This is a genomic window from Streptomyces sp. NPDC002785 (assembly GCF_040295565.1).
GTDB lineage: Bacteria > Actinomycetota > Actinomycetes > Streptomycetales > Streptomycetaceae > Streptomyces.
This window is the reverse complement of record NZ_JBEOVN010000083.1, coordinates 1-23,367: the sequence shown is the minus strand read 5'-3', so window position 1 is coordinate 23,367 and position 23,367 is coordinate 1. Positions and strand designations below refer to the sequence as shown.

General features: G+C 68.7%; 19 protein-coding genes. 4 read left to right on the top strand and 15 right to left on the bottom strand.

Translation table 11 applies throughout. From position 1 onward, the window contains the following. The first annotated feature begins 39 nt into the window (after positions 1–39). Positions 40–1,269 (top strand): fumarylacetoacetase, encoded by a 1,230-nt coding sequence (gene fahA, locus ABTZ94_RS20305; RefSeq protein ID WP_351202444.1) that lies wholly within the window; start codon positions 40–42, stop codon positions 1,267–1,269. A gap of 141 nt (positions 1,270–1,410) precedes the next feature. Then, positions 1,411–2,019, top strand: a complete 609-nt coding sequence (locus tag ABTZ94_RS20300) for a Uma2 family endonuclease (RefSeq protein ID WP_351202443.1) — start codon at positions 1,411–1,413, stop codon at positions 2,017–2,019. Positions 2,020–2,052: 33 nt separating this feature from the next. On the opposite strand, the gene recQ is transcribed toward ABTZ94_RS20300, so the two are convergent. The 15 genes from recQ to ABTZ94_RS20225 form a co-directional block, all read right to left on the bottom strand. Next, on the bottom strand, positions 2,053–4,089 hold the full coding sequence (gene recQ, locus ABTZ94_RS20295; RefSeq protein WP_351202442.1) for a DNA helicase RecQ: 2,037 nt from the start codon (positions 4,087–4,089) through the stop codon (positions 2,053–2,055). A gap of 155 nt (positions 4,090–4,244) precedes the next feature. Further along, positions 4,245–5,909, bottom strand: coding sequence for an NADH-quinone oxidoreductase subunit NuoN (gene nuoN, locus ABTZ94_RS20290; protein ID WP_351202441.1), 1,665 nt, complete (start codon positions 5,907–5,909; stop codon positions 4,245–4,247). Further along, positions 5,906–7,477, bottom strand: a complete 1,572-nt coding sequence (locus tag ABTZ94_RS20285) for an NADH-quinone oxidoreductase subunit M (protein ID WP_351202440.1) — start codon at positions 7,475–7,477, stop codon at positions 5,906–5,908. The genes nuoN and ABTZ94_RS20285 overlap by 4 nt, the downstream gene beginning before the upstream one ends. A 4-nt stretch (positions 7,478–7,481) precedes the next feature. Continuing rightward, positions 7,482–9,377, bottom strand: coding sequence for an NADH-quinone oxidoreductase subunit L (nuoL, locus tag ABTZ94_RS20280; protein ID WP_351202439.1), 1,896 nt, complete (start codon positions 9,375–9,377; stop codon positions 7,482–7,484). Positions 9,378–9,391: 14 nt separating this feature from the next. Further along, positions 9,392–9,691, bottom strand: a complete 300-nt coding sequence (nuoK, locus tag ABTZ94_RS20275) for an NADH-quinone oxidoreductase subunit NuoK (RefSeq protein ID WP_142214279.1) — start codon at positions 9,689–9,691, stop codon at positions 9,392–9,394. Next, positions 9,688–10,515: an NADH-quinone oxidoreductase subunit J gene (locus ABTZ94_RS20270; protein WP_351202438.1), complete on the bottom strand. Its 828-nt coding sequence runs from the start codon at positions 10,513–10,515 to the stop codon at positions 9,688–9,690. The genes nuoK and ABTZ94_RS20270 overlap by 4 nt, the downstream gene beginning before the upstream one ends. Then, positions 10,512–11,138, bottom strand: a complete 627-nt coding sequence (nuoI, locus tag ABTZ94_RS20265) for an NADH-quinone oxidoreductase subunit NuoI (protein WP_351202437.1) — start codon at positions 11,136–11,138, stop codon at positions 10,512–10,514. Before nuoI ends, ABTZ94_RS20270 begins: the two co-directional genes overlap by 4 nt. Beyond that, a complete protein-coding gene (nuoH, locus tag ABTZ94_RS20260; protein WP_351202436.1) occupies positions 11,131–12,531 on the bottom strand; it encodes an NADH-quinone oxidoreductase subunit NuoH in 1,401 nt (466 codons plus the stop codon). Before nuoH ends, nuoI begins: the two co-directional genes overlap by 8 nt. Beyond that, a complete protein-coding gene (locus tag ABTZ94_RS20255; protein ID WP_351202435.1) occupies positions 12,528–15,059 on the bottom strand; it encodes an NADH-quinone oxidoreductase subunit G in 2,532 nt (843 codons plus the stop codon). The genes nuoH and ABTZ94_RS20255 overlap by 4 nt, the downstream gene beginning before the upstream one ends. Then, a complete protein-coding gene (gene nuoF, locus ABTZ94_RS20250) occupies positions 15,056–16,429 on the bottom strand; it encodes an NADH-quinone oxidoreductase subunit NuoF (RefSeq protein WP_351202434.1) in 1,374 nt (457 codons plus the stop codon). Before nuoF ends, ABTZ94_RS20255 begins: the two co-directional genes overlap by 4 nt. Continuing rightward, entirely contained in the window at positions 16,426–17,247 is an 822-nt protein-coding gene (gene nuoE, locus ABTZ94_RS20245) for an NADH-quinone oxidoreductase subunit NuoE (RefSeq protein ID WP_351202449.1), read from the bottom strand. The genes nuoF and nuoE overlap by 4 nt, the downstream gene beginning before the upstream one ends. A gap of 29 nt (positions 17,248–17,276) precedes the next feature. Beyond that, positions 17,277–18,599, bottom strand: coding sequence for an NADH-quinone oxidoreductase subunit D (locus ABTZ94_RS20240; protein WP_351202433.1), 1,323 nt, complete (start codon positions 18,597–18,599; stop codon positions 17,277–17,279). Next, positions 18,599–19,324 carry an NADH-quinone oxidoreductase subunit C gene (locus ABTZ94_RS20235; RefSeq protein ID WP_351202432.1) on the bottom strand — a complete coding sequence of 242 codons (726 nt, stop codon included), beginning with the start codon at positions 19,322–19,324 and terminating at the stop codon, positions 18,599–18,601. Before ABTZ94_RS20235 ends, ABTZ94_RS20240 begins: the two co-directional genes overlap by 1 nt. Next, the gene (locus ABTZ94_RS20230) at positions 19,321–19,875 is read right to left on the bottom strand and encodes a NuoB/complex I 20 kDa subunit family protein (protein WP_030975705.1); all 555 of its coding nucleotides are present in this window, start codon (positions 19,873–19,875) and stop codon (positions 19,321–19,323) included. Before ABTZ94_RS20230 ends, ABTZ94_RS20235 begins: the two co-directional genes overlap by 4 nt. A gap of 18 nt (positions 19,876–19,893) precedes the next feature. Further along, a complete protein-coding gene (locus ABTZ94_RS20225; protein WP_003992243.1) occupies positions 19,894–20,253 on the bottom strand; it encodes an NADH-quinone oxidoreductase subunit A in 360 nt (119 codons plus the stop codon). Between the two features lie 761 nt (positions 20,254–21,014). Here ABTZ94_RS20225 and ABTZ94_RS20220 point away from each other — a divergent pair. Further along, the gene (locus tag ABTZ94_RS20220; protein WP_351202431.1) at positions 21,015–21,851 is read left to right on the top strand and encodes a C40 family peptidase; all 837 of its coding nucleotides are present in this window, start codon (positions 21,015–21,017) and stop codon (positions 21,849–21,851) included. 227 nt (positions 21,852–22,078) lie between these two features. Beyond that, the coding region (locus ABTZ94_RS20215) for an MFS transporter (protein WP_351202430.1) at positions 22,079–23,367 on the top strand (1,289 nt) is incomplete at its 3' end.

Genomic DNA, 23,367 nt, shown 5'->3' with positions numbered 1-23,367 from the left:
CGTGTCCCCCAAGCGACCTGGAAAGCGAGGCAGCAACACATGTCCGAGCAGAGCAGCCCGCTCGATCTGGCCGAGGGCGACCCCTTCGGTCCGCACAACCTTCCGTACGGTGTGTTCTCCACCCCCGGCCACCCCGAGGACCGCCGGGTCGGCGTCCGCATCGGCAACCACGTACTGGACGCCGGAGCGGCGGCACACGCACTCGGCTCGCCCTACGCGCAGCTTCTCGCCCAGCCGGACCTGACCGCGCTGCTGGCCGCGGGCCGCACCGCCTGGCGGGACGTCCGGCGGGCGCTGACCGCATGGGTGACGGTCCCGGCACACCGTGCGGACATCGAACCGCTGCTGCGTCCGATCGAGTCCGTGACGCTCCATCTGCCTTACCAGGTGGCGGACTACGTCGACTTCTACGCGAGCGAGCACCACGCCACCAACGTCGGAAAGATCTTCCGGCCGAACGGTGACGCACTGACGCCCAACTGGAAACACCTCCCGATCGGCTACCACGGCAGGTCCGGCACCGTCGTCGTCTCCGGCACGGATGTGGTGCGCCCGTCCGGCCAGCGCAAGACGCCGGCCGACGCGGCGCCCGTCTTCGGCCCTTCCATCAAGCTCGACATCGAGGCCGAGGTCGGCTTCGTCGTCGGAGTGGGCTCCGAGCAGGGCCGTCCGGTGCCGCTCGGCGACTTCCGCGACCATGTCTTCGGGCTCTGCCTGCTCAACGACTGGTCGGCGCGGGACATCCAGGCCTGGGAGTACGTCCCGCTCGGCCCGTTCCTCGGCAAGTCCTTCGCCACCTCCGTATCGGCGTGGGTGACGCCGCTCGAGGCCCTGGAGACGGCCCGGATCGCGCCCCCGGCCCGCGACTTCCCGCTCCTGCCCTATCTGGAGGACGCGGGCGAGGAAGAGGCCGGCGGCCTCGACCTGCGGATCTCCGTCGCGATCAACGGACAGCTGGTCGCCGAGCCGCCGTTCGCCACCATGTACTGGACACCGGCCCAGATGCTGGCCCAGATGACGGTGAACGGCGCGTCGCTGCGCACCGGCGATCTGTACGGCTCCGGCACGGTCAGCGGCGCCGAGCCCGGACAGCGCGGCTCGCTCCTGGAACTGACCTGGAACGGCCGCGACCCGCTGGACCTCCCGGACGGCAAGCGCACCTTCCTGGAGGACGGCGACACGGTGACGATGACGGCCTGGGCCCCGGGCCCGGACGGCACGCGCGTCGGCCTCGGCGAGGTGACGGGGCGGATCGTGCCGTCGGCGTGACACCTGCTGGTCGGCGGCCGCGCCCCTGATGGAGCGCGGCCGTCAATGGCACGCAACTGGTTCACCTGTTCGCGCGGCTCCGAGCCGGTTCCCGGCGGATACGCTGGACAGATCCGCGAGACTCCGTGCATGGGAGCACTGATGAGCGTCGAACCCGAGGCCCCCGAGCCGAGGTGGGCGGTTCCGCCCGTGGGCGGCTGGACCGCCGATGACCTGGACACACTCCCGAATCTGCCTCCGCACACGGAGCTGATCGACGGGAGTCTTGTTTTCGTGAGTCCGCAGACCCTGTTCCATTCACGAGCGGTCAGTTTCTTCGAATGGCAGCTGCAGTCGCTGGTGCCGCATGACCTGGAGGTCGTGCGCGAGTTCACCATCGACATCGACCGCTACAACCGGCCCGAACCCGATGTGATCGTCGTGGACGGCGAGATCATCCAGGACGCGAACCAGACTCGTTTCCCCGCCGCGTCCGTACAGCTGGCCATCGAGGTCGTCTCCCCCGAGTCTCTGACCCGGGACCGGGAGACCAAGCCCGTGAAGTACGCACGGGCGAGGATCCCTCACTACTGGCGGGTCGAGAACCACGACGGCAGGGCCGTGGTCTACGTCTTCGAGCTGGAGCCGGCCACCGGTGCGTACACCTCCACCGGGATCTTCCACGACCGGATGAAGGTCTCCGTCCCCTTCCCGGTCGATCTCGACCTCACCGCGATCACGGCACGCCGCCGGGCGGCAGACCCGCGGTAGGCCCGCCGCCCGCCCCGCCGCTCGGGCCTGAGCTCACTCGTACTCGGGCGGCTCCTCGTCCCAGCCGAACTCGGGGTCGTCGTGGTGGGCCGCCGACGCGGACGGGACCGGTGCGGGGCCGGTTTCCGGGGCCGCCGACGCGTGGGCAGCGGCCGAACTCGCTGCGGGGACCGCCGACGCCACCGCCGCGGGGACACCAGCTTCCGGAGCGGTCGCCGCCGCTTCCGTCTCCCCGAACGAGGCGAGCACCTCCAGCACCCCCTCCCCGTACGTCGCCAGCTTCTTCTCGCCCAGGCCGCTGATACCGCCCAGCGCGGACATCGAGTCCGGCCGCACCGTGGCGATCTCGCGCAGCGTCGCATCGTGGAAGATGACGTACGCCGGGACGCCCTGCTCCTTCGCCTGGGCGCCGCGCCACGCCCGTAGCGCTTCGAAGACCGGAACGGCCTCGGGCGCCAGCTCGGCGGCGGCCGTCTGGGACTTCGCCTTGCGTTCGCCCTTCGTGGAGCGCGACGCGGGCTTCGGCGCCTCTTTGCGCAGCAGCACCTCGCGCTGCCGGCCGAGCACGGAGCCGCTCTCCTCGGTCAGCACCAGCGTGCCGTATTCGCCCTCGACCGCGATCAGCGACTGAGCGAGCAACTGCCGTACGACTCCGCGCCATTCGGCCTCGGCCAGCTCCTCGCCGATACCGAAGACCGAGAGCTGGTCGTGGTCGAACTGGATGACCTTCGCCGTCTTGCGGCCCAGCAGGATGTCGATAATCTGGCCCGCGCCGAACTTCTGCCCGCGCTCCCGCTTCAGCCGCACCACGGTCGACAGGAGCTTCTGCGCGACCACCGTGCCGTCCCAGCGCTCGGGCGGGGTGAGGCAGGTGTCGCAGTTGCCGCAGGCCGCCGCTGTGGGCTCCTGGCCGAAGTACGTCAGGAGCTGGACGCGGCGGCACTGGACCGTCTCGCACAGGGCAAGCATCGAGTCGAGGTGGGAGGCCGCGCGGCGGCGGAACGCCTCGTCGCCCTCGCCGCCCTGGATGAGCTTGCGCTGCTGGACGACGTCCTGGAGTCCGTACGCCATCCAGGCCGTGGACGGCAGCCCGTCACGCCCGGCGCGGCCGGTCTCCTGGTAGTAGCCCTCTACGGATTTCGGCAGGTCGAGGTGGGCGACGAAGCGGACGTCGGGCTTGTCGATGCCCATGCCGAAGGCGATGGTCGCGACGACGACCAGGCCCTCCTCGCGCAGGAAGCGGGACTGGTGGACGGCGCGCGTGCCCGCGTCCAGACCGGCGTGGTACGGCACGGCCTCGATGCCGTTGCGGCAGAGGTACTCGGCGGTCTTCTCGGTCGAGTTGCGCGAGAGGCAGTAGACGATGCCCGCGTCCCCGGTGTGCTCCTCCTTGAGGAAGGAGAGCAGCTGCTTCTTCGGGTCGGCCTTCGGCAGGATCCGGTACTGAATGTTGGGCCGGTCGAAACTGGCGACGAAGTGCTTCGCGTCGGGCATGCCCAGGCGCTGGGTGATCTCCTGGTGCGTGGCGTCGGTCGCGGTCGCCGTCAGGGCGATGCGCGGTACGTCGGGCCAGCGCTCGCCGAGGACGGAGAGGGCCAGATAGTCCGGGCGGAAGTCGTGGCCCCACTGGGCCACGCAGTGCGCCTCGTCGATCGCGAAGACGGAGATCTCGCCGCGCGAGAGCAGACCGAGCGTGGTGTCCAGGCGGAGCCGCTCCGGGGCCAGATAGAGCACGTCGAGCTCTCCGGCGACGAACTGGGCCTCCATCGAGCGGCGCTCGTCGAAGTCCTGCGTGGAGTTGATGAAGCCGGCCCGCACCCCGAGTGCCCGCAGCGCGTCCACCTGGTCCTGCATCAGGGCGATCAGGGGCGAGATGACGATGCCCGTACCGGCTCTGACCAGGGCCGGGATCTGGTAGCAGAGGGACTTTCCGCCACCGGTCGGCATGAGTACGACGGCGTCCCCGCCCGCCACCACATGGTCGACGATCGCTTCCTGCTCGCCGCGGAATTCCTCGTACCCGAACACCCGGTGCAGCGTCTGCCGCGCGTCGCTCTCGGTCACATTCATGGTCCCGCCCGTCGCGCCCATCGCTCTTGTCCCCCGAAGTCGTGCCGTTCTGTCCTGCCGCCGTCCCCTGCCACGATAGGCGCCGCCTACGACAACGCCGGACGGGCTTGACTTCTCAAGCCCGTCCGGCGCGGTCCCCATCGTGTGCGTGTGCGCTACCTCACGAACACTCCCGCCTGGCTCGCCAGGTCCAGGAAGTACTGCGGGGCCAGGCCCAGCACCAGCGTGACCGCGACACCGACCGCGATCGTCGTCATCGTGAGCGGGGACGGCACGGCGACCGTCGGGCCGTCCGCCTTCGGCTCGCTGAAGAACATCAGCACGATGACCCGGATGTAGAAGAACGCGGCGATCGCCGACGAGATCACACCGACGACGACCAGGCCGCCCGCACCGCCGTCCGCCGCAGCCTTGAAGACGGCGAACTTTCCGGAGAACCCGGAGGTGAGCGGGATACCGGCGAATGCCAGCAGGAATACCGCGAAGACCGCGGCGACCAGCGGCGAGCGCTGGCCCAGCCCGGCCCACTTCGACAGATGCGTCGCCTCGCCGCCCGCGTCGCGCACCAGGGTGACGACGGCGAACGCGCCGACCGTCACGAAGGAGTACGCGCCCAGGTAGAAGAGGACCGACGAGATGCCTTCCGGTGTGGTCGCGATGACACCGGCGAGGATGAAGCCGGCGTGTGCGATCGAGGAGTAGGCGAGCAGCCGCTTGATGTCGGTCTGGGTGATGGCGACGATCGCACCGCCCAGCATCGTGACGATCGCGACGGCCCACATGACCGGCCGCCAGTCCCAGGCGAGGCCCGGCAGCACCACGTACAGCAGACGCAGCAGCGCACCGAACGCGGCGACCTTGGTGGCCGCGGCCATGAAACCGGTGACCGGGGTCGGGGCGCCCTGGTAGACGTCCGGGGTCCACATGTGGAACGGGACGGCGCCGACCTTGAAGAGCAGACCGGTCAGGATCATCGCCCCGCCGATCAGGAGCAGCGCGTCGTTGCCCATGGTGTCGGCGAGCGCCGGGGCGATCCGGGTGACGGAGCCGTCGACCACGTTCGCGACGGTGGCGTACGAGAGGGAGCCCGCGTACCCGTACAGCAGGGCGATCCCGAAGAGCAGGAACGCCGACGAGAAGGCGCCGAGCAGGAAGTACTTCACCGCGGCCTCCTGCGACATCAGCCGCTTGCGGCGGGCGACGGCGCACAGGAGGTAGAGCGGGAGGGAGAAGACCTCCAGGGCCACGAAGAGTGTCAGCAGATCGTTGGCCGCCGGGAAGACCAGCATGCCGGCCACCGAGAAGAGGACCAGCGGGAAGACCTCGGTGGTGGTGAACCCGGCCCTGACCGCGGCCTTCTCGCTGTCGCTGCCGGGGACCGAAGCGGCCTGTGCGGCGAACGAGTCGACGTGGTTGCCGTGCGCGGCGGGGTCGAGCCGCCGCTCGGCGAAGGTGAAGACGGCGACCAGCGAGGTCAGCAGGATGGTGCCCTGCAGGAAGAGCGTCGGCCCGTCGATCGCGATGGCGCCCATCGCGGCGATGTGCGCCTTCGTCGTGCCGTACCCCCCGGCCGCCAGGCCGATGACCGCGGCGAAGGCGGCGGCAAGGGCGACGACCGTCAGGAAGACCTGCGTGTAGTACCGGGCCCGGCGCGGCACGAAGGCCTCGACGAGTACGCCCACGACGGCGACACCGATCACAATGAGGACCGGGGTCAGCTGGGCATACTCGATGACCGGTGCCTTGAACTTCTCGGCCGGGACGGCCGATGTCACTCCGCCCGCCATTGTCCACAGGCTGTGGACATCTGTTGCGCTCACTTGGCGGCCTCCACCTCAGGCTGGGGGTCCTTCTTCTGGACGTCCGACATGGTGTGCTGCACCGCCGGGTTGACGATCTCCGTCAGCGGCTTCGGATAGACCCCCAGGAAGAGCAGCAGCGCGATCAGCGGGAGCACCACCACCAGCTCCCGGACCTTGAGGTCCGCCATGCCCTGGACCTCGGCCTTCACCGGACCCGTCATCGTCCGCTGGTAGAGGACGAGGACATAGAGCGCGGCGAGCACGATGCCGGTCGTGGCGATGATGCCCGCCGCCGGATACGCGCTGAACGCGCCGACCAGGACCAGGAATTCACTGACGAACGGAGCGAGCCCTGGCAGCGACAGGGTGGCCAGACCGCCGATCAGGAAGGTGCCTGCCAGGATGGGCGCCACCTTCTGCACCCCGCCGTAGTCGGCGATGAGCCGCGAACCGCGCCGGGTGATCAGGAAGCCCGCCACCAGCATCAGCGCGGCGGTGGAGATCCCGTGGTTGACCATGTAGAGCGTGGCGCCCGACTGGCCCTGGCTGGTCATCGCGAAGATGCCCAGGATGATGAAGCCGAAGTGCGAGATCGACGCGTAGGCGATCAGCCGCTTGATGTCGCGCTGGCCGACGGCGAGCAGCGCCCCGTACACGATGCTGATCAGCGCCAGGACGACGATCACCGGCGTCGCCCACTTGCTGGCCTCCGGGAAGAGCTGAAGGCAGAAGCGGAGCATCGCGAAAGTGCCGACCTTGTCGACGACCGCGGTGATCAGGACGGCGACCGGGGAGGTCGCCTCGCCCATGGCGTTGGGCAGCCAGGTGTGCAGCGGCCACAGCGGAGCCTTCACCGCGAAGGCGAAGAAGAACCCGAGAAACAGCCAGCGCTCCGTGCTGGTCGCCATGGAGAACGAGCCGCTTGCCCGGGCCTCGGCGATCTCGGACAGCGAGAACGTCCCCGCGACCACGTACAGGCCGATCACGGCGGCCAGCATGATCAGGCCGCCGACCAGGTTGTAGAGGAGGAACTTGACGGCGGCGTACGAGCGTTGCGCCGCCGCGTTCTCGTCGCTGCCGGTGTGTGCCCGGTCCCCGAAGCCGCCGATGAGGAAGTACATCGGGATGAGCATGGCTTCGAAGAGGATGTAGAAGAGGAAGACGTCGGTGGCCTCGAAGGAGAGGATCACCATCGCTTCGACCATCAGAATCAGGGCGAAGAAGCCCTGCGTGGGCCGCCAGCGCGAGGACGTGGTTTCCAGGGGGTCGGCGTCGTGCCAGCCGGCCAGCATGACGAAGGGGATCAGCAGGGCGGTGAGCGCCATGAGCGCCAGCCCGATGCCGTCCACGCCCAGTTCGTACCGGACGCCGAAGTCCTCGATCCAAGCGTGTGATTCGGTGAGCTGGTAGCGGGCGCCGCCGGGCTCGAAGCGGGCGAGCGCGATGCCCGCCAGTACGAGCGTGGCCAGCGAGAAGAGCAGCGCCAGCCATTTGGCGACGGTGCGCCGGGCGGCCGGGACGGCGGCGGTGGCGATCGCACCGATCGCCGGGAGCGCCGCCGTCGCTGTCAGGAGGGGAAAGGACATGTGATCAGACCGCCCTCATCAGCAGGGTCGCGGCGATGACGATGGCCGTACCGCCGAACATCGAGACCGCGTAGGAGCGGGCGTAGCCGTTCTGCAGCTTGCGCAGCCGGCCGGAGAGCCCGCCCATCGAGGCGGCCGTGCCGTTGACGACGCCGTCGACCAGGGTGTGGTCGACGTACACCAGAGAGCGGGTGAGGTGCTCGCCGCCGCGGACCAGGACCACATGGTTGAAGTCGTCCTGGAGGAGATCGCGGCGGGCGGCCCGGGTGAGCAGCGAGCCGCGCGGGGCGACGACCGGCACCGGCGCCCGTCCGTACATCGCCCAGGCGATGGCGACGCCGATGGCGAGCACCACCATGGTGGCTGCCGTGACGGTAGCGGCGCTGATCGGAGCGTGTCCGTGACTGTGTCCGGTGACCGGCTCCAGCCAGTTCAGGAAGCGGTCGCCGATGGAGAAGAGGCCTCCGGCGAAGACCGACCCGAACGCCAGGATGATCATGGGGATGGTCATCGACTTCGGGGACTCGTGCGGATGCGGCTCATGGCCCTGCGCGTCGGGCTGCCAGCGCTTCTCGCCGAAGAACGTCAGCAGCATCACGCGCGTCATGTAGAACGCGGTGATCGCGGCGCCCAGCAGGGCCACCGAGCCGAGGATCCAGCCTTCGGTGCCGCCCTTGGCGAAGGCCGCCTCAATGATCTTGTCCTTGGAGAAGAAGCCGGACAGACCGGGGAAGCCGATGATCGCCAGATATCCGAGGCCGAAGGTGACGAAGGTGACCGGCATGTACTTCCTGAGGCCGCCGAACTTCCGCATGTCGACCTCGTCGTTCATGCCGTGCATGACCGAACCGGCGCCGAGGAAGAGCCCGGCCTTGAAGAAGCCGTGCGTCACCAGGTGCATGATCGCGAAGACGTAGCCGATCGGGCCGAGCCCGGCGGCCAGGATCATGTAGCCGATCTGCGACATCGTCGACCCGGCGAGGGCCTTCTTGATGTCGTCCTTCGCGCAACCGACGATCGCACCGAAGAGCAGCGTGACCGCACCGACGACCACGACGGCCAGCTGCGCGTCCGGCGCCTCGTTGAAGATCGCGCCGGACCGGACGATGAGGTAGACACCCGCGGTCACCATGGTCGCGGCGTGGATGAGGGCCGAGACCGGGGTCGGGCCCTCCATCGCGTCACCGAGCCAGGACTGCAGCGGCACCTGGGCCGACTTGCCGCAGGCCGCGAGCAGCAGCATCAGGCCGATCGCCGTCAGCTTGCCCTCGCTCGTCTCCCCGGTCGCCGCCAGGACAGGACCGAAGGTGAAGGTGCCGAACGTGGTGAACATCAGCATGATCGCGATCGACAGCCCCATGTCGCCGACCCGGTTGACCAGGAATGCCTTCTTGGCGGCCGTGGCCGCGCTGGGCTTGTGCTGCCAGAAGCCGATCAGCAGGTACGACGCCAGACCGACGCCCTCCCACCCGACGTACAGCAGCAGGTAGTTGTCGGCGATGACCAGGATCAGCATGGCCGCGAGGAACAGGTTCAGATAGCCGAAGAATCGGCGCCGGCGCTCGTCGTGCGCCATGTAGCCGATCGAGTAGATGTGGATCAGCGTGCCCACACCGGTGATCAGCAGCACGAACGTCATCGACAACTGGTCGAGCTGGAAGGCCACATCGGCCTGGAAACCCTCGACCGGAATCCAGCTGAACAGCTTCTGGTGCAGCGCCCGGTCCTCCGCCCCCTTCCCCAGCATGTCGAGGAAGAGCACGACACCGATGACGAACGACACGGCGGCGAGCAGGGTGCCGACCCAGTGTCCGGCGCGGTCCAGCCGTCGGCCGCCGCAGAGCAGGACCGCGGCTCCGAGCAGAGGCGCCGCGACGAGCAGCGCAATCAGGTTCTCCACGATTCAACGTCCCCTTACAGCTTCATCAGGCTGGCGTCGTCGACCGAGGCCGAGTGGCGGGAACGGAACACCGACACGATGATCGCGAGCCCGACCACGACCTCGGCGGCGGCGACAACCATCGTGAAGAACGCGACGATCTGGCCATCGAGATTGCCGTGCATCCGCGAGAAGGTCACGAACGCGAGGTTGCAGGCGTTGAGCATCAGTTCCACGCACATGAACACCACGATCGCGTTCCGCCGGATCAGCACCCCGGCCGCACCGATGGTGAACAACAGGGCGGCGAGATAGAGGTAGTTGACCGGATTCACTTGGCGACCTCCTCGTCTTCGTTGTCACGGCCGAGCCGCTCCTCGGAGTGCTGCTCCAGCGCCTTGAGCTGGTCCAGGGACTCCTTGGACACATCGCGGATCTGTCCGCGGCTGCGCAGCGTCTGCATGACGGTGAGCCCGGACGGTGTGCCGTCCGGCAGCAGACCCGGGATGTCCACGGCGTTGTGCCGGGCGTAGACACCGGGGGCGGGCAGCGGTGGCAGCTGCTTGCTGCGCACGCGCTCCTCGGACATCTCCCGCTGGGTCCTGGCCCGTTCGGTGCGTTCCCGGTGGGTGAGCACCATCGCGCCGACCGTCGCCGTGATCAGCAGGGCGCCGGTGATTTCGAAGGCGAAGACATACTTGGTGAAGATGAGGCTGGCCAGCCCCTCGACGTTTCCGCCGTGCTCGGCGTTGGCGGTGGCGAGCCCGTTGAAGCTGTTCAGCGAGGCGTTGCCGATGCCCGCGATCATCAGGGTGCCGAAGCCGAGCCCGCAGCCCGCGGCCAGCCAGCGCTGGCCCTTGAGCGTCTCCTTCAGCGAGTCGGCCGCCGTGACACCGACGAGCATGACCACGAAGAGGAACAGCATCATGATCGCGCCGGTGTAGACGACGATCTGGACGACGCCCAGGAAGTAGGCACCGTTGGCGAGGTAGAACACCGCCAGGACGATCATGGTCCCGGCGAGGCTCAGCGCACTGTGCACGGCCTTTTTCATCAGTACGGTGGACAGCGCGCCGATCACGGCGACAGTGCCCAGCACCCAGAACTGGAAGGCCTCACCGGTCGAGGTCTGGGAGGCCGCTGCGGCCAGGCCGGTCATGCGTCCACCTCCCGCGCCGAGCCGGATCCGTGCCCGTCGTCCTGCTTGGACTCGCCGTTGGAGAGAGCGGCCTGGCGCTCCGTACCGGGCGCGGCCTCGCTGACCAGCCCCCGGTAGTAGTCCTGCTCGTCCATCCCGGGGTAGATCGCGTGCGGGGTGTCGACCATGCCCTCCTCCAGGCCCGCGAGCAGCTCGTCCTTGGTGTAGATGAGGCTCTCGCGGGTGGTGTTGGCGAGCTCGAACTCATTGGTCATCGTCAGCGCCCGGGTCGGGCACGCCTCGATGCACAGTCCGCAGAGAATGCAGCGCGCGTAGTTGATCTGGTAGACGCGGCCGTAGCGCTCACCCGGGGAGTAGCGCTCCTCGTCGGTGTTGTCCGCGCCCTCCACATAGATCGCGTCCGCCGGACACGCCCAGGCGCACAGCTCACAGCCGACGCACTTCTCCAGACCGTCCGGGTGACGGTTGAGCTGATGCCGGCCGTGGAAGCGCGGCGCCGTCACCTTCTGCGTTTCCGGATACTGCTCGGTCAGCCGCTTCTTGAACATGGCCTTGAAGGTCACGCCGAAACCGGCGACAGGGTTCTGGAACTTCTCGCCCGAGGGCTCTGATGACTCAGACACCGTCAGCCTCCTTTCCGTCACTCGAATTTCCGTCACTCTCAGTGTCCGACCCGCCACTGACAACGAGCTCCCGCTCGCTGCGCGGCCTGCGGCGCGGCACCGGCGGCAGGGTCTGTCCGGGCAGCGGCGGCACCGGGAATCCGCCCGCCATCGGGTCGAACGCCGGCTCCGGTCCCGCGTCCGCCTCGGCGGCCCGGTCCTTCTTGTCGCGGAAGATGTCGGCGACGAAGGAGATCAGCAGGATCGCGATCACGGCCCCGGCCACGTACAGCACGATCTTCGAGAAGTCGTACCCCTCGTTGCGCATCGCCCGCACCGTCGCGACCAGCATCAGCCAGACCACGGAGACCGGGATCAGGACCTTCCAGCCGAGCTTCATCAGCTGGTCGTAGCGGACCCGGGGCAGCGTGCCGCGCAGCCAGATGAAGAAGAACAGCAGCAGCTGGACCTTGATGACGAACCAGAGCATCGGCCACCAGCCGTGGTTCGCGCCCTCCCAGAAGGTGCTGATCGGCCACGGGGCCCGCCAGCCGCCCAGGAACAGGGTCGTGGAGACCGCGGAGACGGTGACCATGTTGACGTACTCGGCGAGCATGAACATCGCGAACTTGATCGACGAGTACTCGGTGTTGAAGCCGCCGACCAGGTCGCCCTCGGACTCCGGCATGTCGAACGGGGCCCGGTTGGTCTCGCCGACCATCGTGACGATGTAGATGATGAAGGAGACCGGCAGCAGGATGATGAACCAGCGGTCCTGCTGCGCCTCCACGATCTTCGAGGTCGACATCGACCCGGAGTAGAGGAAGACCGAGGCGAACGCGGCGCCCATCGCGATCTCGTAACTGATCATCTGCGCGCACGAGCGCAGACCACCGAGGAGCGGGTAGGTCGATCCGGACGACCAGCCCGCCAGCACGATGCCGTAGATCCCGACCGAGGCGACCGCGAGGACGTAGAGCATCGCGATCGGCAGGTCGGTGAGCTGCATCGCCGTACGGTGCCCGAAGATCGAGACCTCGTCGGACGGGCCGAACGGGATGACCGCGATCGCCATGAACGCCGGTACGGCGGCGACGATCGGCGCGAGCACGTACACGACCTTGTCGGCGCGCTTGACGACGACGTCTTCCTTCAGCATCAGCTTGATGCCGTCGGCGAGCGACTGGAGCATGCCCCAGGGGCCGTGCCGGTTGGGGCCGATGCGCAACTGCATCCAGGCGACGACCTTGCGCTCCCACACGATGGAGAAGAGCACGGTCACCATCAGGAACGCGAAGCAGAACACCGCCTTGATGACGACGAGCCACCACGGGTCGGTGCCGAACATCGACAGATCCTCGGCGGCGAGTACGGCACCGTGCGGTGCCGCGGCCAGTTGAGCGAAGGCAGTCACGCCCCCACCTCCGGTGTGATGTCGGGAGTGCCCGGTGCGGCGGGACCGATCCGGACCAGACCGCCGGGCTGGGCACCGGTGTCGGCCGGGACGCCCCGCCCGACGGAGTTCAGCGGCACCCAGACCACCCGGTCCGGCATGTCGGTGACCTTCAACGGGAGTTCGACGCTGCCCGCGGGGCCCGTGACGGCCAGTAGATCGCCGTCTTTCACACCCGTCTCGGCCGCGGTGACGGCGGAGAGCCGGGCGACCGAGGCGTGCCGGGTGCCGGCCAGTGCGTCGTCGCCCTCCTGGAGCCGGCCCAGGTCGAGCAGCATCCGGTGGCCCGCGAGGACCGCCTCGCCGTCGCCGGGCCTGGGCAGCGGCCGCGCCGGCTCGTTCGGGTCGGTGGCGTGCGTACCGCTCCAGCCGCCGAGCCGGTCCAGCTCACGGCGTACGGACTTCAGATCCGGCAGCGCGAAGCGACTGGGCTCATCAGCGCCTCCGGCGCCGGCGAGCGCGTCGGCCAGCATGTGCAGCACCCGGGCATCGGTCGGCGCGAGCGTCCGCGTCATCTGCTCGGGCTTCAGCGCCGCCTCGAACATCCGCGCCCTGCCCTCCCAGTTGAGGAAGGTGCCGGACTTCTCGGCCACCGCGGCGACCGGGAAGACCACATCGGCCCGCTCGGTCACCTCGCTGGGCCGCAGCTCCAGCGAGACCAGGAAGCCGACCCGGTCCAGCGCGTCCAGGGCCCGTGCCGGGTCCGGGAGGTCCGCGGTCTCCACCCCGGCGACGACCAGTGCGCCCAGTTCGCCGGTGGCCGCGGCCTCCACGATCTGACCGGTGTCGCGGCCGAAGCGGGACGGTAGTTCGGCGACGCCCCAGACGGCCGCCACCTCGTCCCTGGCCCTCGGGTCGGTCGCCGGACGGCCGCCGGGCAGCAGCGACCCAAGCGCGCCCGCCTCCACCGCACCGCGCTCGCCGGCCCGGCGCGCAATCCACACCAGCGAGGCCCCGGTCGCGGTGGCTGTCCGGACCGCGGCGGTCAGCCCGCCCGGCACCGCGGCCAGTCGCTCACCGACCACGATCACGGCTCCCTCGCCGCGCAGCGCCTCGGCCGCCGCGGCTCCGTCGCCTTCGAGTCCGACGCCGCCCGCGATCGCGTCCAGCCACTCGGTCTCGGTGCCGGGGGCGGCGGGAAGCAGCGTGCCGCCCGCCTTCGTGAGGCCGCGCGTGGCGTGCGAGGCGACGGCGAACGTGCGCTGTCCGTGTTTACGGTTCGCCTTGCGCAGCCGCAGGAAGACGCCGGGCGCCTCCTCCTCCGACTCGAACCCGACCAGCAGCACCGTCGGGGCCTTCTCCAGCGAGGTGTACGTGACACCCGCGCCGTCGAGATCCCGGCCGCGTCCGGCCACGCGGGCAGCCAGGAAGTCGGCCTCCTCGCTGCTGTGCACCCGGGCCCGGAAGTCGACGTCGTTCGTGTCCAGCGCGACCCGGGCGAACTTGCTGTACGCGTAGGCGTCCTCGACGGTCAGCCGGCCGCCCGTGAGGACACCCGTCCTGCCGTACGCGGCCGAGAGACCGGCAGCCGCGGCGGCCAGCGCCTCGGGCCAGCTCGCCGGTTCCAGGACACCGTCCGCGTTGCGCACCAGCGGAGTGGTGAGCCGGTCCCGCGCTTGCGCGTAACGGAAACCGAAGCGGCCCTTGTCGCAGAGCCACTCCTCGTTGACCTCGGGGTCGTTGGCGGCGAGCCGCCGCATGACCTTGCCGCGCCTGTGGTCGGTACGGGTCGCACAGCCGCCCGCACAGTGCTCGCACACCGACGGCGACGACACCAGGTCGAAGGGCCGGGAGCGGAACCGGTACGCCGCCGAGGTCAGCGCCCCGACCGGGCAGATCTGGATGGTGTTCCCGGAGAAGTACGACTCGAACGGGTCGCCCTCGCCCGTACCGACCTGCTGGAGAGCACCGCGCTCCAGCAGCTCGATCATCGGGTCGCCCGCCACCTGGTTGGAGAACCGGGTGCAGCGCGCGCAGAGCACGCACCGCTCGCGGTCCAGCAGCACCTGGGTGGAGATCGGGACGGGCTTCTCGAACGTGCGCTTCTTGCCGTCGAAACGGGAGTCGGCGCCGCCGTGCGACATCGCCTGGTTCTGCAGCGGGCATTCACCGCCCTTGTCGCAGACCGGGCAGTCGAGCGGGTGGTTGATGAGCAGCAGCTCCATCACACCCTTCTGCGCCTTCTCGGCGACGGGCGAGGTGAGCTGCGACCTCACCACCATGCCGTCGGTGCAGGTGATGGTGCAGGACGCCATCGGCTTGCGCTGGCCCTCGACCTCGACGATGCACTGGCGGCAGGCGCCGGCCGGGTCGAGGAGCGGGTGGTCGCAGAAGCGCGGGATCTCGATGCCGAGGAGTTCGGCGGCCCGGATGACCAGGGTGCCCTTGGGCACGCTGATCTCGATGCCGTCGATCGTCAGCGTGACAAGGTCCTCGGGCGGGACCGCCGCCTCGCCGCCCCCGGAGGGCGCACTCGTGGTGACTGTCATGCGTTCACCCCCTGGTGAGCGTTCTTGTCGTCGGCCCAGGCGGTCGACCTGGCGGGATCGAAGGGGCAGCCCCTGCCCGTGATGTGCTGCTCGTACTCCTCGCGGAAGTACTTCAGCGAGGAGAAGATCGGCGAGGCGGCGCCGTCGCCGAGGGCGCAGAAGGACTTGCCGTTGATGTTGTCGGCGATGTCGTTCAGCTTGTCGAGGTCGGCCATCTGTCCCTTGCCCGCCTCGATGTCACGGAGCAACTGGACCAGCCAGTAGGTGCCTTCACGGCACGGCGTGCACTTGCCGCAGGACTCATGGGCGTAGAACTCGGTCCAGCGGGTGACGGCCCGCACGACGCAGGTCGTCTCGTCGAAGCACTGGAGCGCCTTGGTGCCGAGCATGGAACCGGCGGCGCCGACACCCTCGTAGTCGAGCGGCACATCGAGGTGCTCGTCGGTGAACATCGGGGTCGAGGAGCCGCCCGGGGTCCAGAACTTCAGCCGGTGCCCTGCGCGCATGCCGCCGCTCATGTCGAGCAGCTGGCGCAGCGTGATGCCGAGCGGGGCCTCGTACTGGCCGGGGCTCGCGACATGCCCGCTGAGCGAATACAGCGTGAAGCCCGGGGACTTCTCGCTGCCCATCGACTTGAACCAGTCCTTGCCCCGGTTCAGGATCGCGGGAACCGAGGCGATGGACTCGACGTTGTTCACCACAGTGGGGCAGGCGTACAGACCGGCGACCGCGGGGAAGGGGGGTCGCAGCCGGGGCTGGCCGCGTCGCCCTTCGAGCGAGTCGAGCAGTGCGGTCTCCTCACCACAGATGTACGCGCCCGCTCCCGCGTGCACGGTGAGTTCCAGGTCGAGCCCCGAGCCCAGGATGTTCGTCCCGAGGAAGCCCGCCTCGTACGCCTCGCGCACGGCCTCGTGCAACCGCCGCAGTACGGGGACGACTTCACCACGCAGATAGATGAAGGCGTGCGAGGAACGGATCGCGTAGCAGGCGATCACGATGCCCTCGATGAGGGAGTGCGGATTGGCGAAGAGGAGCGGGATGTCCTTGCAGGTCCCGGGCTCCGACTCGTCGGCGTTGACCACCAGATAGTGCGGTTTGCCATCGCCCTGCGGGATGAACTGCCACTTCATCCCGGTGGGGAAGCCCGCGCCGCCGCGACCGCGCAGACCGGAGTCCTTGACGTAGGCGATGAGCTCGTCCGGCGACATGGCGAGGGCCTTGCGCAGCCCCTCGTATCCCTCGTGGCGCCGGTAGGTCGCCAGGGTCCAGGATTCCGGCTCGTCCCAGAAGGCGGACAGGACGGGGGCGAGCAGCTTCTCGGGGCTGCCACCGTTCCCGTTCTCGTTGATCTCGGCTGCCAACGTCATCACTCACCCTCCTCAGCTGCGGGCCCGGCCGGGTGGTCCGGGTCGGAGGCCGAGGTCTGCTGCGGTGCGTCGTGCGAGCTGAGGTGCTCGGACGGCGACGGGTCGTGGGGCCGGCCGCCGCGGGCCGCCTCGCCACGGGGGGCGACGACCCGCGGGTGCGGTTCCTCGCCCTTGGCCAGCCGGAGGCCGATCAGTGAGGCGGGGCCCGCACCGCCGGACGCCTCGACGGCGCCGGGGCGCTCGTCGGGGAAGCCGGCCAGGATCCGGGACGTCTCCTTGTACGAGCACAGGGGCGCGCCGCGGGTGGGTTCGACGGTGCGCCCGGCGATCAGGTCGTCGACCAGGCGCGCCGCGCTCTCGGGCGTCTGGTTGTCGAAGAATTCCCAGTTGACCATCACCACGGGAGCGAAGTCGCAGGCCGCGTTGCACTCGATGTGTTCGAGGGTGACCTTGCCGTCCTCGGTCGTCTCGTCGTTGCCGACGCCGAGGTGCTCCTTGAGCCGGTCGAAGATCGCGTCGCCGCCCATCACCGCGCACAGGGTGTTGGTACAGACGCCGACCTGGTAGTCGCCGCTGGGCTTGCGCCGGTACATCGTGTAGAAGGTGGCGACCGCGGTGACCTCGGCGGTGGTGAGGCCGAGCAGGTCGGCGCAGAACGCCATGCCCGTACGGGAGACGTACCCCTCCTCCGACTGCACCAGGTGCAGCAGCGGAAGCAGCGCGGAGCGGCTGTCGGGGTAGCGGGCGATCACCTCCTTCGCGTCCGCTTCGAGCCTGGCGCGCACCTCGGCCGGGTAGGCGGGCGCGGGGAGCTGCGGCATCCCCAGACTGACTTCCTGACGTGTTTCGGTCACCGGTCGACGCCTCCCATCACGGGGTCGATGGACGCGACGGCGACGATGACATCGGCGACCTGGCCGCCCTCGCACATCGCCGCCATGGCCTGCAGATTGGTGAAGGACGGGTCGCGGAAGTGGACCCGGTAGGGGCGGGTGCCGCCGTCCGAGACGACATGCACGCCGAGCTCGCCCTTGGGCGACTCGACCGCGGTGTACGTCTGCCCGGCCGGGACGCGGAAGCCCTCGGTCACCAGCTTGAAGTGATGGATCAGGGCCTCCATGGAGGTGCCCATGATCTTCTTGATGTGGTCGAGCGAATTGCCGAGCCCGTCCGGACCGAGCGCGAGCTGCGCCGGCCAGGCGATCTTCTTGTCGGCGACCATCACCGGCCCGGGGGCGAGCCGGTCGATGCACTGCTCGACGATCCGGAGCGACTGGCGCATCTCCTCCAGCCGGATGAGGAAGCGGCCGTAGGCGTCGCAGCTGTCGGCGGTGGGGACGTCGAACTCGTAGTTCTCGTATCCGCAGTACGGGTCTGTCTTGCGCAGGTCGTGCGGGAGTCCGGCGGAGCGCAGGATCGGGCCGGTGGCGCCGAGTGCCATGCAGCCGGTCAGGTCGAGATAGCCGACGTCCTGCATGCGGGCCTTGAAGATCGGGTTGCCGGTGGCGAGCTTGTCGTACTCCGGCAGGTTCTTCTTCATGGTCTTCACGAACTCGCGGAGCTGGTCGATCGCGCCGGGCGGCAGGTCCTGGGCGAGTCCGCCGGGCCGGATGAACGCGTGGTTCATCCGCAGGCCGGTGATCAGCTCGAAGAGATCGAGAACGAGTTCACGATCGCGGAAGCCATAGATCATGATCGTGGTGGCGCCGAGCTCCATGCCGCCGGTGGCGATGCACACCAGATGCGAGGAGATCCGGTTGAGCTCCATCAGGAGCACGCGCAGGATGGTGGCCCGGTCGGGGATCTGGTCCTCGATGCCGAGGAGCTTCTCGACGCCCAGGCAGTACGCCGCCTCGTTGAAGAACGGCGTCAGATAGTCCATGCGCGTCACGAAGGTGGTGCCCTGGGTCCAGTTCCGGAATTCGAGGTTCTTCTCGATGCCGGTGTGGAGGTAGCCGATGCCGCAGCGGGCCTCGGTGACGGTCTCGCCGTCGATCTCCAGGATCAGCCGCAGCACTCCGTGCGTGGACGGGTGCTGGGGGCCCATGTTGACGATGATGCGCTCGTCGTCGGACTTGACCGCCGACTCGACGACCTCGTCCCAGTCGCCACCGGTGACTGTATATACAGTCCCCTCGGTCGTGGCGCGAGGCGTTGCATGGGGAGTAGTCATCAGGAGTACGACCTCCGCTGGTCCGGAGCCGGGATCTGGGCGCCCTTGTACTCGACGGCGATGCCGCCGAGCGGATAGTCCTTGCGCTGCGGGAAGCCCTGCCAGTCGTCCGGCATCATGATTCGGGTGAGGGCCGGGTGCCCGTCGAAGATGAGCCCGAAGAAGTCGTAGGTCTCGCGCTCGTGCCAGTCGTTCGTCGGGTAGACCTCGACGAGGGACGGGATGTGCGGGTCGCTGTCCGGGGCCGACACCTCCAGCCGGATCAGCCGGCCGTGCGTGATCGAGCGCAGGTGGTAGACGGCGTGCAGCTCACGGCCCTTGTCGCCGAGGAAGTGGACGCCGCTCACCCCCGTACAGAGCTCGAAGCGCAGCGCCGGGTCGTCGCGCAGGGTCCGGGCGACCCGGACGAGGTGCTCGCGGGCGATGTGGAAGGTGAGCTCGCCGCGGTCGACGACGGTCTTCTCGATGGCGTTGGCGGGAAGCAGGTCCTGTTCCTCCAGGGCCCCCTCGAGCTCGTCGGCCACTTCGTCGAACCAGCCGCCGTACGGGCGGGACGTGGCGCCCGGCAGCGTCACCGTGCGGACGAGGCCGCCGTAGCCGGAGGTGTCGCCGCCGTTGTTGGCGCCGAACATGCCCTTGCGTACGCCGATGACCTCGCCGGTCTCGTCGCGCGGTGCGGGCACGCCGTTGTTGTTCTGCTCGTCGTGGTTCTGGTTCTCACTCACCGCAGGAGCCCCTTCATCTCGATCAGGGGCAGTGCCTTGAGCGCCGCGTCCTCCGCCTCGCGGGCGGCCTCCTCGGCGTTGACCCCGAGCTTGGAGCTCTGGATCTTCTGGTGGAGCTTGAGGATCGCGTCCATCAGCATCTCGGGCCGCGGCGGGCAGCCCGGCAGATAGATATCAACCGGGACAATGTGATCAACACCCTGAACAATGGCGTAATTGTTGAACATCCCACCCGATGATGCGCAAACCCCCATGGAGATAACCCACTTGGGGTTCGGCATCTGGTCGTAGACCTGCCGCAGAACGGGCGCCATCTTCTGGCTGACCCGCCCTGCCACGATCATCAGATCCGCCTGCCGCGGCGATCCGCGGAAGACCTCCATGCCGAAACGGGCCAGGTCGTAGCGCCCGGCTCCGGTCGTCATCATCTCGATGGCGCAGCAGGCGAGGCCGAAGGTGGCGGGGAAGACGGAGGACTTCCGCACCCAGCCGGCGGCCTGCTCGACAGTGGTCAGCACGAAGCCGCTGGGCAGCTTCTCTTCGAGTCCCATGGTGTGCCCCTCAGCCCCTCAGTCCCATTCCAGGCCGCCGCGACGCCATACATATGCGTAGGCGACGAAGACGGTGAGCACGAAGAGCAGCATCTCCACGAGCCCGAAGATCCCCAGGGCGTCGAAGGTGACCGCCCAGGGATAGAGGAAGACGATCTCGATGTCGAAGACGATGAAGAGCATCGCCGTCAGGTAGTACTTGATGGGGAAACGGCCGCCTCCGGCTGGAGTGGGGGTGGGTTCGATACCGCACTCGTACGCTTCGAGCTTTGCTCGGTTGTACCGCTTTGGGCCGATAAGCGTGGCCATGACCACGGAGAAGATCGCAAACCCTGCCCCGAGGGCGCCGAGCACGAGGATGGGCGCGTAGGCATTCACGCTCCTCGCTCCTTCCAGTCGTCCTTGACCGTTGGACCGCATCGGGCGATTCGGCTCGCCACCCCACCAAGATCGTGCACATGTGAGGCAGTTCACAAGCCCGACTGCCCCGCATCCTATGCCCGCCATCCTGTGATCTGCGACACGGGGTAGTACACCGAGTTTGTGATCTCTGCCACCCGGCGAATGATCATGAAGCCGGATCAGGGCTGATCTTCACACGCAAAGGGGCCGGACGGTCACGAGACGTGACATCTGATGCTGTTGTCGCTGGTCAACGCGGTCTTGCATTAACAATCAGACGCCTCTATGCGCAAATTAGCAATGGACAGGGATACGTGATATGGAGATCCACCCCATTTCGGACTCACCCGCGCGAGGGGCTCACGTCGAGCGAAGTGGACGCGTAGCCGCAATCACGATCTTCCGAGCGAAAGGCCGGCCGGCCGACGATCCGCCCCGGCCTCGCGCCCGAGCCACCCACGCGTCCATCACGCGGCGACCACCATGTGACCTGCGTCACCCCGGTGAGGTTCCAATAAAAGCGGGCTTGGCCATCGGTGCGAGCGGATGGTAAGTGACGGGCAATTCGGGCGAATTACCGAAAGCCCGTGATCACAGCGGTGATTACACGTGCCCGATTTGCCCGTTACGGCGTCAATAAAGGCCACCAGAAAGCGGATTCACAGATTCCGGACGTAACTGTGTCGCAACACACGTTTCTTGATGGGAGCCCCGAGGCCCTGATAGCGCTAGTACCCATGTCCCACACCGCTCACATACCCAGCCACCGGAAGCCCCGCCGAAACGCGCCGAAGACGGCGCTGCGGGCCGGAGTTGCCGGTGGCGTCCTCAGCACCATCGCGGTCGCAGGCGCTGCCGGTCCGGCCCAGGCCGAGCCGGTGACCCAGACCATCGAGATGCCCACCATCACCGCCGGGCTCTCCACCGCCGTCGCCGCGTCCGCTCAGGCCACGCAGCAGGTCGCCCAGGACCTGCAGACGCAGGCCCAGGAGGACGCCGCAGCCGCCACCGCGGCCAAGGCCGCCAAGAAGGCCAAGGCCGAGGCGGTCCGCAAGGCAGAGGCCAAGAAGAAGGCGGAGGCGGCAGCCAAGGCCAAGGCGGAGGCCGCCGAGCGCGCTTCCCGCACCGAGGCCCGTACGACGCTCAGCACGGCCTCCGGCTCCAACGCCGTGGCCTCGACGTCGGCCCCGTCCTCCTCTTCCTCTTCGTCGAGCGCGACCGGCTCCGCAGCGTCCGTCATCGCCTTCGCGAAGGCCCAGGTCGGCGACGCGTACGTGCCCGGCGGCACCGGCCCCAACTCGTGGGACTGCTCCGGCCTCGTCCAGGCCGCGTTCCGCTCGATCGGCGTCGACCTGCCGCGCGTCTCGCAGGCCCAGTCCACCGCGGGCACCCAGGTCTCCCTGAGCAACCTCCAGCCGGGCGACATCCTGTACTGGGGCGGCGCGGGCAGTGCGTACCACGTCGGGGTCTACGTGGGCGGCGGCGAGTTCGTCGGTGCGCAGAACTCCGGCACCGGTGTGGTGCAGCGTCCGCTGTCCTACGACCCGCCGTCGGGCGCGGTCCGCGTTCTCTGAGTCACCGGGTTCGCTGAGTTCTCGGATTCACAAGCGCCTTCTCGGCGCACGGCGAAGGCCGTCACTCCCCCGCTCGGGAGCGACGGCCTTCGCCGTTCTCCAGCGGAAACACGACATCACCCCGAGCGGGCATCGTTGACGTCGCGAACCTGCCGGACACCGTCCACCAGCGCTTGTGAACTGGGGCGAACAGCCCTCGCGTCACCGAGCACAGGACGGCACTCGTCATGACCACCGCGGCCACCACCCCCATCGAGCGAACCGCCACCCGGCCCCGCACCCCCTTACGCGGCCGACTCGCCGTCGTCTCCGTCATGCTTGGCATCTTCTCGATCGTCACCACCGAGATCCTGCCCATCGGCCTGCTGACATCGATCGGCTCCGACTTCGCCGTCTCGGACGGCATGGCGGGCCTGATGCTGACCATGCCCGGACTCCTCGCGGCGGTCTCCGCCCCCTTGGTCACCGTGGCGACGGCGCGCGTCGACCGGCGCGTGATGCTCGGCGCATTCATGCTCCTGCTGGCGCTGGCCGACTTTCTCACCGCCGCCGCGACGGACTACCGGCTCGTCCTGGTCGCCCGGGTGATGGTCGGGATCACCATCGGCGGCTTCTGGTCCATCGGGGTCGGACTTGCCGGACGGCTGGTCCGCCCGGCGTCGGTCGGCCGAGCGACGGCGGTGATCTTCTCGGCGGTCCCGCTGGGCTCCGTGCTCGGCGTCCCCGTCGGTACATTCATCGGCGGCCTGGCCGGCTGGCGGACGGCGTTCATGGTCATGGGAGCGCTGAGCGTGGGCGTACTGGCCCTGATGCTCCTGGTAATTCCGGCGCTGCCCCCGACGCAGGTCACCCGCGCGAGCGTGCTGTGTACCGTGCTCGGCCGGACCGGAACCCGGTTCGCACTGCTCCTCACCTTCCTCGTCGTCCTGTCCCACTTCGCCACGTACACGTATGTCACCCCTTTCCTCGAACAGGTCACGCACGCCGGTCCGGCGCTGATCACGGTGTTCCTGCTGATCTACGGCGCCGCCGGGATCGTCGGCAACTTCGTCGGCGGGGCACTCGTGACGCGCCGACTGTGTGCCACGATCTCCGCCGCCGCCGGGTTGGTCGCCACCGCGGTCGCGCTGCTCCCGGTCCTGGGCAGGTGGGAGGCCGGAGCCGTCGCACTGTTGATCGTCTGGGGTGTCGCCTACGGTGCGGTGCCGGTCTGCTCGCAGACCTGGTTCGCCAGAGCCGCGCCCGACGCCCCGGAAGCGGCGTCGGTCCTGTTCACCGCGTCCTTCCAGGCGACCATCGCCATCGGTGCCCTGACGGGCGGAGTCGTCCTCGACCGCATGTCCGTGTCGGTGCTCATGTGGCTGGGCAGCGCGACCGCGGCCCTGGTGGTGGTCGTGGCGGGGACACACTCCGGGCGCCTAAGAGCCTGTCGGGTGGCCGGTTGGTTACGCTGCGATGAGGTCCTCGACGGTGCGGGCTCGTGCGGTCTTGCGGTGGGATTCATGGCTCCACCGCA